At 41.7% G+C, this 11,368-nt stretch carries 9 protein-coding genes; 8 read left to right on the forward strand and 1 reads right to left on the reverse strand.

Going from position 1 to position 11,368, the window contains the following annotated elements:
* Positions 1–1,026, reverse strand: a complete 1,026-nt coding sequence (locus tag PUQ00_RS02345; RefSeq protein WP_300412765.1) for a LacI family DNA-binding transcriptional regulator — start codon at positions 1,024–1,026, stop codon at positions 1–3.
* A 184-nt stretch (positions 1,027–1,210) separates the two neighbouring features.
* On the opposite strand from PUQ00_RS02345, the gene PUQ00_RS02350 reads away from it, so the two are divergent.
* The 8 genes from PUQ00_RS02350 (at position 1,211) to PUQ00_RS02385 (ending at position 11,224) form a co-directional block, all read left to right on the forward strand.
* Positions 1,211–1,696 (forward strand): gluconokinase, encoded by a 486-nt coding sequence (locus PUQ00_RS02350; RefSeq protein ID WP_300412767.1) that lies wholly within the window; start codon positions 1,211–1,213, stop codon positions 1,694–1,696.
* Positions 1,697–1,876: 180 nt separating this feature from the next.
* A complete protein-coding gene (locus PUQ00_RS02355) occupies positions 1,877–2,773 on the forward strand; it encodes an inositol oxygenase family protein (RefSeq protein ID WP_300412769.1) in 897 nt (298 codons plus the stop codon).
* 585 nt (positions 2,774–3,358) lie between these two features.
* Entirely contained in the window at positions 3,359–4,363 is a 1,005-nt protein-coding gene (locus tag PUQ00_RS02360) for a substrate-binding domain-containing protein (RefSeq protein WP_300412771.1), read from the forward strand.
* 69 nt (positions 4,364–4,432) lie between these two features.
* A complete protein-coding gene (locus PUQ00_RS02365) occupies positions 4,433–5,485 on the forward strand; it encodes an ABC transporter substrate-binding protein (RefSeq protein WP_300412773.1) in 1,053 nt (350 codons plus the stop codon).
* 467 nt (positions 5,486–5,952) lie between these two features.
* A complete protein-coding gene (locus PUQ00_RS02370; protein ID WP_300412775.1) occupies positions 5,953–7,509 on the forward strand; it encodes a sugar ABC transporter ATP-binding protein in 1,557 nt (518 codons plus the stop codon).
* Complete coding sequence (locus PUQ00_RS02375; RefSeq protein WP_300412777.1) at positions 7,506–8,504, forward strand: ribose ABC transporter permease; 999 nt, start codon at positions 7,506–7,508, stop codon at positions 8,502–8,504. The genes PUQ00_RS02370 and PUQ00_RS02375 overlap by 4 nt, the downstream gene beginning before the upstream one ends.
* Positions 8,505–8,609: 105 nt before the next feature.
* Positions 8,610–10,010 carry a sugar porter family MFS transporter gene (locus PUQ00_RS02380; RefSeq protein ID WP_300412779.1) on the forward strand — a complete coding sequence of 467 codons (1,401 nt, stop codon included), beginning with the start codon at positions 8,610–8,612 and terminating at the stop codon, positions 10,008–10,010.
* A 167-nt stretch (positions 10,011–10,177) separates the two neighbouring features.
* Positions 10,178–11,224 carry a Gfo/Idh/MocA family oxidoreductase gene (locus PUQ00_RS02385; protein WP_300412781.1) on the forward strand — a complete coding sequence of 349 codons (1,047 nt, stop codon included), beginning with the start codon at positions 10,178–10,180 and terminating at the stop codon, positions 11,222–11,224.
* The last annotated feature ends 144 nt before the right edge of the window (positions 11,225–11,368 follow it).

Consider the following 11,368-nt stretch of genomic DNA (forward strand, 5'->3'; position numbering starts at 1 on the left):
TTACTCTAATGCTGCACTACTACCACGCTGTACTAGAAAAGGAGATAAAACGCGGTTTTCTACAGTTTTTTCTTCTAATAAATCGAGTAACATTTGCATGGCATAGCCACCAATTTCTAACATTGGCTGGCTGACTGTGGTCAGTGCTGGCGTAACATAACAGCCCAAAGCAATACCATCAAATCCGACAAGGCTTAAACTTCGCGGTACTAAAATACCTAGTTCTTGGCAGGCTAATAGAGCGCCAATCGCCACCATATCGTTGTAACAAAATATGCCTGTAACTTCAGCAGTTAATAATTTAGAAAGCATATTTTGTCCGGTAGCAACATCGCTGATTCTGGTATCATCCTCATCACTAATTGCAACCCAATCAGTATTTTGTGGTAGACCAGCTTCAGCAAGAGCCATTCCATATCCTTCCAGGCGCTGCTGGTTTGACCTGCTGCGATCGCCCACACCCAGATAACCAATAGCGGTGTGTCCCAGACTTATGAGATGCTCTACGGCTAATTTAGCACCTAAGCGATCGTCTATTGCTACTGAGTGAAATATTTCTGATTGATCTTCAGTCTGGCTATTAATCAAAACTGTTGGCACAGCAATTTGCGTTAGTTGTTTGGTATGCTGTTTACTAATTCGTGAGTCCGCTACTAAGATCCCGTCCACCCGGCGGCGATGAAAAGTATCAATAGCTGCTATTTCTTCCTCAAAATTTCGGTGGGAAGCACTTAACAAAACACTCAAACCTGCCGGTCTAGCTATCTTCTCAATTCCCTCTACTACCTCAGCGAAAAAGGGATCTGCGATAGAAGTCACCACTACACCAATGCTATTAGTACGTTTATTTTGTAAGCTTTGAGCAATAGCGTTCGGCACATAGCTCATCTCCTGCGCCAGTCGTTTAATTTCTTCTCGCACTTTCGGACTAATTAGAGGGTTATCTCGCAAAGCGCGTGAAACTGTAGAATGAGAAACACCTGCTCTTTGAGCAATATCTTCAATTGAAATTCTTCGTTTATTCATTTTTTATTTTAATGTTTTTATATTAATGCACACCTGTGCATTAATATGTATTATAGAAAATAATCATTATTTGTCAAGAGATTTAATACAACTCCCTTTTTAATGGAAAGGAGTCATGAGTCGTGAATTCTGCCTCCGTTTGAATAACTTAACTTTTCTTAAGAAAAATATGAGCAAGCAGTCAATGATTATTATCGTAATGGGTGTCTCCGGTTCTGGTAAAACCACCATCGGAAAACTGCTAGCAGACTCGTTAGAATGGGAGTTTAGCGACGCTGATGCTTTCCACTCGCCAGAGAATGTTGAGAAAATGCAGCGCGGTATCCCTCTGAGTGAAGCTGACAGGATGCCTTGGTTGCAAGATTTGCAAACAGCTATTAAACACTGGCTGGAAGAAAATCAAAATGTGGTGCTGGCGTGTTCGGCTTTAAAAAACAGCTATCGGCAATTTTTGCTATTGGATAGCGTTCGCATCAAGCTAGTTTACCTCAAAGGGTCTTATGAGTTGATTCAAATGCGGTTGCAAGAGCGTCGCAATCATTACATGAGCGAAAAACTGCTTAACAGCCAGTTTTATACTCTTGAAGAACCATTGGATACCATATCTATGGATGTTGCACAACCACCACAGGTAATTGTCCAAAACATTAGAACGGCTTTGGGAATTTAGCTTATTGGTAACAACCGTAAGATTAAGATTAATCACGCTTCTATGAAAACATCAAAGACGAAATGAAACTTAACACACATTTATGCACAGGTGTGCAAGGATAAGTTCAATACAGTTTTTGCATACCTGTACATAAAATAAAGTCCCATTTAACAAATCAATATCGACAAGTAAAAAGTTATGTCTCAAACTCTAAATAATGCAATTGCTCAAGCTCAAAACAATCCTTTACATTCCCTAGAAGAATGGGAAAAAGACTTACTTAATCGCTATCCAGACCCAGACAGCATCGTTAAAGAAGGTAAAACTACCCAAGAGTATAGGAATTACGAAGCGCCTACTAGAGAGACGGTGAAAGAGTTCTATCGGTTAAATCATATTAATCAAACGTATGATTTTGTATTAGAGAAAAAAGAACACTTTCTGAAGTTGGATAAGAAAGAAATGTCTGTTTGGGATGCATTAGAATTTTTGAATCAATTGGTTGATGATTCCGATCCTGATACAGACTTAGATCAGTTACAGCATCTATTGCAAACATCAGAAGCGATTCGCGCTGATAATCACCCAGACTGGATGGTACTTACTGGCTTATTTCACGATATGGGGAAGGTACTTTGCTTATTTGGTGAACCCCAATGGGCCACAGTAGGCGATACCTATCCTGTGGGTTGTGCATTTTCTGATAAAATTGTTTTCTCAGAATTTTTCCAAGAAAACCCTGATTACAATAACCCTCTATATAACACTACATATGGTATTTACGAACCGAATTGTGGTTTGAGTAATGTACACATGTCATGGGGACATGATGAGTATGTATATTACATAATGAAAAACTATTTGCCCGAATCTGCATTGTACATCCTCCGCTATCACTCATTTTATCCTCAACATCGCGAAAATGCTTACGAATATTTGATGGATAAACACGATAAAGAAATGTTTAAATGGGTGAAATTATTCAATCCCTACGATTTATATTCAAAGAACCCTAATCCTCCAGATTGGCAAAAATTAAAGCCTTACTATGAAGATTTAGTGGCAAAATACTTACCCAGAACCTTAAAATTATAAATCTCTACCATTTGCAAAAGCAAAGAATTTAAAAAATACCCTACAGATATTAGAACTGATTGGGGTTACTTTTTCTAATGATGAATTACAACTCTTCAGCAAGCCTAAACCGAGCGGAATATTTTGTAACAATGAAATAACTTCTTTGACTTTGTAAAGTTCGATAAACGGGGATCATATTTGGAATAATGCAGGTTAAACTAAAATTAATGTCTAAACCAAATACAAACTCACAACTTTGACAAGATTTAAGACCAGGCTCTACTAATTTTAGTTAAAAGCTGTTTTTCGCCTACGCACTTCCAAATTTAATTTCACAAAAACATGTGAGTTTTTGACGTAGTGTAGTGCTCATAGTTTTGCTTTAAAAAACAAAACATTTAAATTTAGGGGAATTAATAGCGCTAACTCCAATCAGGTAACAATATAAGACCTTTGAGATGAGTTGGAATTGCCAAAAGCAGCAGTACTGCTAGGTTATATCTGAAGTTTTCAGACCTAGCTAATATTGTGATAAATTGGCAAATTTATATTCTACTGACCTTTTTGAATCAAATTTAAATCCGTTGTTAGAAATAAATGAATATGAAGAGAATTGCGCTCATAGTTGGGATATTAGGTTTCGCGGTTGTTGGTTGCACAAATGGCGCTCAAAATGACAACACTGCTACTAATACTACTAACACCGCTACTAATATAAGTGCAAAGAGTCAGGTTAGTACTCCAAATAGAAAATTGCAAACAATCGGTGTTGCTCTTGGTGACTTGGGCAATCCCTTTTATAATGCAGTGCAGAAGGGGGCTGAGACAGAAGCCAAGAAAATCGGGGATAATATCAGAGTTAGTGCGGTTTCCAGTGCTTTTGACCTGAACCAACAAACCAATCAAATCGAAAATTTTACGGCTGCAAATACTGACCTAATTATCCTCAGCGCTGTTGACAAAAAAGGAGTTAAACCAGTTATTGACCAAGCAAGGCTTGCAGGTAAAATTGTCATTGCAGTAGATTCAGCCGTTGATGCAGATGTGGATGCGATGATTAGCTCCAACAATACCCAAGCGGGAGAGATTGGTTGCCAATATATAGCCGATCGCATCAAAGGTCAAGGTAGTGTAGTCATTCTCAACGGGACTCCGATGGACTCAATCAATCAGCGAGTCAGTGGCTGCGAGAAGTCATTGTCCAAATATCCGAATATTAAACTCATCTCTAAAGAGCAAAACGCTGAAGGGACTAGGGATGGAGGACTGAGAGTCATGAGCGATTTACTCACAACCTTTCCCAAAATTGATGCCGTTTTTGCCACTAACGATCAAAGCGGTGTGGGCGCAGATTTAGCAGCTAGACAAGCAAGACGTAAAGAATTTTTTATTGTTGGGGTTGACGGTTCACCAGATGCAACCAAAGCAATGGAAGATAAAGATGGTCTATTTGCTGCAACTGCTGCTCAAAATCCCGCAGGAATGGCCCAAAAAGCGGTTCAGATTGGCAACGATATCATTCAGGGGAAAAAACCCGACTCATCTAACATTCTAATTCCAGTCAACTTGGTTACTAGAGAGAATCTGAGCAACTACAAAGGTTGGTAATACTAATTCGTAATTAGGACACACTCGGTTCAAAATTTGGTGTAAGTAAGAATGAGTTTTAGGAGATATATGAATGTGAAAAAGATTACGTTCACTTCTGGTGTTACGCTTCGCGTAATCGCAGCTAGCCTACTAGGTATTATTAGTGGTAGTCTTGTTGGCTGTACAAATGGTTCTGCTGATCGCAACACTGCTACTAACACTGATACCAAACCGGCTACGAATATAAGTGCAGAGAATAAGACTGCCACTGGGAATACAAAATTACGATCAGTTGCCTTCACTGTTGGTGATTTAAGTAATCCTTTCTTCGTGCTCATGGGACAAGCAACTGAGGCAGAGGCGAAGAAAATTGGCGGTAAGGATGTCAATGTTAGCGTAGTTTCCAGTGCCTACGACCTCAACCAACAAGCCAATCAAATTGAAAACTTTACTGCTGCCAATACTGATATAATTATCGTAAATGCTGCTGATAAAAGTGGCATTAAGCCAGCAATTGAAAAAGCGAAACTTGCAGGCAGAATTGTCATTGCAGTAGATACTGGTGCTGAAGGAGGTGTGGATGCCACCATTACTACTAATAATGTCCAAGCTGGAGAAGTTAGTTGCAAATATATTGCTGACCGCCTCAAAGGGAAAGGCAATGTAGTAATAGTTAACGGGCCGCCAGTGGACTCAGTGATTCAGCGAGTTAGTGGCTGCGAGAATGTATTATCTAAATATCCCGATATCAAAATCCTTTCTAAAAACCAGAATGCAGAAGGTAGTCGGGATGGAGGACTCAGAGTTATGACTGATTTGCTCACAACCTTTCCGAAAATTGATGCTGTTTTTGCCATCAATGATCCGAGTGGAGTCGGCGCAGAACTAGCAGCTAATCAAGCACAACGTAAAGATTTCTTTATTGTCGGGGTTGATGGTGCGCCAGAAGCAATAACTGCGATCGCTGCTAAAGATGGTTTATATGCGGCAACTGCTACTCAAAATCCGCGAGGGATGGCCGAAAAAGCAGTTCAGGTTGGTAACGACATCTTAAATGGGAAAAAACCAACTAGTTCTACCATTTTGATTCCAGTTAAGTTGGTCACAAAAGATAATGTCAGCACAGAAAAAGGCTGGTAAGTAATAAAAATTGTGAATTTGCAATTTTAAATTATGTCTGATGTGAATCCTTTGGTGCATTTGTAAAGTTTTTGCACATACCTATAAAGTACGGCGGTTTTCACTTAAATTAATACAAAACCTAACCCCCAGCCCCTTCCCTACAAGGGAAGGGGAGTAAGATTCAAAGCCTCTCCCCTTTTAGGGGAGAGGAATGGAAGTGAGGTCAAAACTCTATGTACTGCAACCGAGAACCGTTATGTATCTGCATCAGCGTCAAGTCTGAGTGCCGATTTATAGCACTCAGAAATTTCAGAGACAGTCTCTATCAACTAACGTTAACAACGAAGTATGAAAATATCTCTTCCCCACTCCCTATTTTCAAACTACTAATCAGCTTTTAAAACATGACTTTGTGATCAGAATATGAGTTGATTAATTCCTAACTCACAATTGCGAATTTTAAATAGTTTTTACAGGAGATGTTCATGACAACAACTATTGAAACCTCATTTCCTGATGCACCAAGTAGCACCCCGGTGTTAGAAATGCAAGGGATTACGAAACGATTTCATGGTGTATCTGCGCTCCAAAATGTTAATCTGACGATTTATCCGGGAGAAGTTCACGCCCTCATGGGTGAAAACGGAGCAGGCAAAAGCACATTGATGAAAATCCTGGCTGGGGCTTACATTGCCGATGAAGGAGAAATTCGCATCAATGGTCAACCCTTAAAAATTACCGATCCGGCGACAGCACGCAAGTCGGGTATTAATCTCATTTATCAAGAGCTGAATGTTGCACCTAATTTAACCGTTACCGAAAATATGTTTATGGGTAGCGAGTTACAGCGAGGTCAGTTTTTAGACCGCAAAGGGATGCTACTGGAAGCAGAGGAAGTGCTGGAAAGCCTTGGAGCCAATTTTACAGCGCAGACTATAGTTGGTACTTTGTCAATCGCCGAACAGCAGCAAGTAGAAATTGCGCGGGCACTGAAAGACAAAAGCCGTGTTTTGGTGATGGATGAGCCAACAGCAGCACTATCTGACCGTGAGACTGAGCATTTGTTTGAGGTAATTCGCAAACTGCGGAATGATGGCATTGCGATTATTTACATCAGCCATCGTATGGAAGAAATCTATGCCTTAGCTGACCGGATTAGCGTGTTGCGTGATGGTCAATATATTGGCAGTCTCACACGCAGTGAAATTTCTCCACAGCGATTGGTACAGATGATGGTCGGTCGCTCCATGCAAGACTTTTATGAACATCAACGGCAAATGAATCCTGGCCCAGTCGTGCTGGAAGTCAGAAATATGAGCGACGCGCGTAAGAAGATTGAGCCAGCTAGTTTTAAAGTTCATGCTGGAGAAATTGTTGGTTTAGCAGGGCTGGTTGGTGCAGGACGCACAGAACTATCCCGGCTGATTTTTGGTGCTGACCGCAAGGCCAGTGGTGAAGTATTCTTGAATGGCAAAAAACTGGAAATTAATACGCCCAGTGATGCTATTGCTGCGGGAATTGGCTACGTCCCGGAAGACCGCAAAGACCAAGGTTTATTTCTGGAGATGAGTGCCCGGAAGAATATTGCCATCAACACACTCAAGCAGGATGCAAAGGCTGGAATTGTTAACTGGCCTTCAGTTAATCGGCTATCAACAGACGCGGTGGAAAACTTTAATATCCGCCTGGCCAATTTGGAAATTAGAGCGCTCGATCTTTCTGGTGGTAATCAACAGAAGCTACTACTAGCGCGTTGGTTAGCCATAAAGCCAAGAGTATTGATGTTAGATGAACCGACACGCGGCGTAGATATCGGTGCCAAAAGCGAAATTTACCGAATTATGAGCGAATTGGCAGCGCAAGGTGTTGCTATTTTAATGGTTTCCAGCGAACTATCGGAGATTGTCGGCATGAGCGATCGCGTCTTAGTGATGCGAGAAGGACAGTTGGTAGGCGAACTGGATGGCAGTCTTGGTCAAGAAATCACCCAAGAAAAGATTATGCACTATGCAACTGGAGCATCGGAGGTATTAGCATCATGAGTCAGACAGTCAGACCGCCTACCAATAAATTAGACAACAACCCCGTATCCTGCAACCAGAAATCAATTAGCACTTTCCTGCAAGTTGCGGGTATTCTGCCAATCCTAGTAATTATCTGCATCTTATTTGCATTCCTTTCTCCCAACTTCCTGACTGGCGGTAACATCGTTAATATCTTGCGTCAGGCATCAATCAATATTGTGCTGGCGACAGGAATGACCTTTGTGATTCTCACCGGAGGTATTGACCTTTCAGTTGGGTCAATCTTAGCTGTTTCTGCCGTAGTTGCGTTGCTGGTATCGCTACTGCCAGCTTTAAGTTGGGCGGCCGTACCTGCTGCTTTGCTGGCAGGATTGCTTTTAGGCTTAGTCAATGGCGCTCTCATCACCTTCTTGGATGTGCCACCTTTTATTGTTACCTTGGGTTCACTGACTGCCTTGCGGGGTGTAGCCTTTTTGGTTGCCAAGGGGACAACGCTGATTAACCGGGACATCAATTTTGCTTGGGTGGGTAATAGTTATGTCGGCCCTCTGCCGTGGCTAGTAATCATTGCGCTACTGACCGTAATCGCTAGCTGGTTTGTGTTGCGACAAACTGTTTTAGGAGTGCAGATATATGCTGTCGGTGGTAACGAGCGGGCAGCGAGATTAACTGGAATTAAAGTTAATCGTGTATTGCTATTCGTCTATGGTATTAGTGGATTACTCGCAGGTTTAGCCGGAATCATGAGTGCTAGCCGTCTTTATAGTGCTAGTGGCGTATTAGGTCAAGGTTATGAATTAGATGCGATCGCAGCTGTTATTCTTGGTGGAACCAGCTTCACAGGCGGTATTGGTACCATTGGCGGCACACTTTTAGGTGCATTAATCATTGCTATTCTCAACAATGGTTTAACTCTGTTGAACCTCTCTTACTTCTGGCAATTAGTCGTCAAAGGACTAGTAATTATTTTGGCAGTTATGATTGACCGACTCCGCAGACGTTCCAGACGTTGAAGTATCAAAGGGACTGGGGCGCCGAGAATAACTAACTAATGCCCAATGCCCCATGCCCAATTCCCAATGCCCAATGCCCCATCCCCAATGCCCAATATATAAACTATGTCTTCCACTACTGTTCGTCGTAAATCCAACACGTTTTATGTCATTTTGATTGCTGGTGCTGCTGCCCTCGGCGGCTTTCTGTTCGGTTTTGATACCGCAGTTATCAACGGCGCGGTTTTATCTATAGCAAAAGCTTTTAACATCAGTAGTTGGGTAACAGGGCTAGCAGTGTCCCTAGCGTTGCTGGGTTCTGCGGTAGGAGCTTTCTTTGCCGGACAGATTGCAGACCGTTATGGTCGAGTCAAGGCAATGGTGGTCGCTTCGGTGTTATTTACTATCAGTGCCATTGGCTCTGGGCTTGCCTTCAGTATCTGGGATTTTATTTTTTGGCGACTATTAGGTGGGATTGGAATTGGCGTTGCTAGCGTCATCGCCCCAGCTTACATTGCGGAATGTTCTCCCACTCATTTGCGCGGAAGGTTAGGATCTCTGCAACAATTAGCGATCGTAGTCGGAATTTTTGTCGCCTTATTAAGCGACTACTTTATCGCTGTGTCAGCAGGTTCAGCAGACTCGCCATTTTTGTTTGGGGTTGCAGCCTGGCGCTGGATGTTTTGGACAGCAGTCCCACCAGCAGTATTCTACGGGATGGTGGCTTTTACAATTCCTGAATCTCCCCGTTACTTAGTTGCCAAAGGACGAGAACCAGAAGCTGCTAGCGTTTTGACCAAGATTTTGGGGGGTGATGTGCTGCCAAAAATCGAAGAAATTCGGCAGACAGTGCTTCGTGAACGCCAGCCTAAGTTTTCTGACATGTTGGGTAGAAGTGGCGGACTCCTGCCCATTGTTTGGATAGGAATAGGCTTATCTGTATTACAGCAATTTGTTGGTATTAATGTAATCTTCTACTACAGCAGCGTTTTGTGGCGGGCAGTCGGGTTTTCCGAAAAAGATTCCCTAACAATCACAGTGATTACAGGAGCCGTCAACATTATTACAACATTGATTGCGATCGCCTTCGTGGATAAATTTGGTCGCAAGCCCTTGCTCATACTAGGGTCGATTGGCATGACCTTGACCTTGGGGACGATGGCTTATCTTTTTGGCAATGCTCCCCTCGATGCTGCTGGCAACCCCAATCTCACCGGAAGCGCAGGTACAGTCGCTCTCATCGCAGCCAACCTTTATGTGTTTTGCTTCGGTTTCTCCTGGGGGCCAGTGGTTTGGGTGCTGTTAGGAGAAATGTTTAATAACAAAATTCGAGCTGCTGCACTTTCAGTTGCTGCTGCCATGCAATGGGTTGCCAACTTCGTTATTTCCACAACATTTCCTCCCATACTGCAATATTTCGGTCTAGGTTCTGCCTATGGACTCTATACAATTGCCGCAGCGACCTCATTCTTTTTCATTCTCTTTTTTATTAAAGAAACCAAAGGAATTGAGTTAGAAGATATGTAATTCGTAATTCATAGTCCTGATTTTGCCATAAGTATTATCACAGGTTAAGGGAGTTCGTAGTAAGTACTTTAGTACTTAGATAAGGGTTAGAGCTACCCACTACGAACTTATCAAAATTAATTTGGTGAACTAAATACAAACTCTCGCTTCAGTCAATCACTAAAAAGATGGAAACTATCAATACGGCTCTTTGTTCTTCTGGTTTGTCTGGAATGGTATTTCATGCGCCGTTTATTGATTTGCATCCCGGATTTAAATTAGCCGGTTCTTGGGAAAGAAGCAAAAAGCTAATACAGCAACATTATCCTGGAGTAAAAAGCTATCCTTCTTTGGAAGCATTACTAGCAGATGAGCAAGTAATATTGGTGGTGGTAAATACACCCACTTATACGCATTACGATTATACTAAACAGGCTTTGCTTGCAGATAAACATGTAGTAGTAGAAAAAGCATTCACCACAACGGTAGCAGAAGCCGAAAAGCTGAAAGACTTGGCACAACAACAAGGAAGGAAATTATCTGTATATCAAAATCGCAGGTGGGATAGTGATTTTAAAACAGTTAAAAAAATTGTACAGGAAGGCTTGCTAGGTGATATTGTTGAAGCAGAATTTCAACTTCAAAAATATAAACCAACTCTCAGCCATAAACAACATGTAGAAGTTCCAAGTCCAGGGGCAGGAACATTAAACAATTTAGGCCCACACTTAATAGATCAGGCTTTGCATTTATTTGGAATGCCTGATGCTGTTTTTGCAGACATCCGCATAACCAGGCTGCGATCGCAGGTAGATGATTGTTTTGAGTTGATACTATACTACGACAAACTGCGCGTCAAATTAAAAGCAAGTTTCCTTGTGCGTGAGCCTGCACCTGCCTATATCATACATGGCACTAAGGGTTCTTTTCTTAAAAGCAGGGCCGATAAACAAGAAGAGTATTTAGTAGCGGGTATAAAGCCTAACACACTTGATTGGTATACAGAGCCGGAAAGTGAATATGGCTTGCTTCATACAGAAAAAGACACAAAAGTAATTCGGGAAAAAGTTAAAAGCTCACAGGGCAGTTATTTAGGTTATTACGATGCGGTATACAAATCCATTGTTAATAATCAGCCAATTGCTGTTACTGCTGAAGACGGAATTAATGTAATGCGGATTATAGAAGCGGCTACTAAAAGCAGCAATGAGCAAAAAGTTATAGCGCTGCTTTAAGTGACCTTAAACCTCAACTCAAAATATGTAATTTTAACAAAGTATGTTCAGTTTAATTCCCCTGCCTCTATAGGCAGCAGGAATTGAACGCCTAATTCAAATCCCCGTCACAAAACGTAATTGCGAATTGCGAATTGCTTTAAT

Source organism: Nostoc sp. S13 (assembly GCF_029379315.1).
In the GTDB taxonomy this organism is placed as follows: Bacteria; Cyanobacteriota; Cyanobacteriia; order Cyanobacteriales; family Nostocaceae; genus Nostoc.

What these genes read in the sequence shown, in the direction of transcription:
- PUQ00_RS02355 (WP_300412769.1), top strand. Translation starts at nt 1,877, where the DNA reads ATGTCTCAAACTCTAAATAATGCAATTGCTCAAGCTCAAAACAATCCT.
- PUQ00_RS02345 (WP_300412765.1), bottom strand. Translation starts at nt 1,026, where the DNA reads ATGAATAAACGAAGAATTTCAATTGAAGATATTGCTCAAAGAGCAGGT.
- PUQ00_RS02380 (WP_300412779.1), top strand. Translation starts at nt 8,610, where the DNA reads ATGTCTTCCACTACTGTTCGTCGTAAATCCAACACGTTTTATGTCATT.
- PUQ00_RS02385 (WP_300412781.1), top strand. Translation starts at nt 10,178, where the DNA reads ATGGAAACTATCAATACGGCTCTTTGTTCTTCTGGTTTGTCTGGAATG.
- PUQ00_RS02370 (WP_300412775.1), top strand. Translation starts at nt 5,953, where the DNA reads ATGACAACAACTATTGAAACCTCATTTCCTGATGCACCAAGTAGCACC.
- PUQ00_RS02365 (WP_300412773.1), top strand. Translation starts at nt 4,433, where the DNA reads ATGAATGTGAAAAAGATTACGTTCACTTCTGGTGTTACGCTTCGCGTA.
- PUQ00_RS02375 (WP_300412777.1), top strand. Translation starts at nt 7,506, where the DNA reads ATGAGTCAGACAGTCAGACCGCCTACCAATAAATTAGACAACAACCCC.
- PUQ00_RS02350 (WP_300412767.1), top strand. Translation starts at nt 1,211, where the DNA reads ATGATTATTATCGTAATGGGTGTCTCCGGTTCTGGTAAAACCACCATC.
- PUQ00_RS02360 (WP_300412771.1), top strand. Translation starts at nt 3,359, where the DNA reads ATGAAGAGAATTGCGCTCATAGTTGGGATATTAGGTTTCGCGGTTGTT.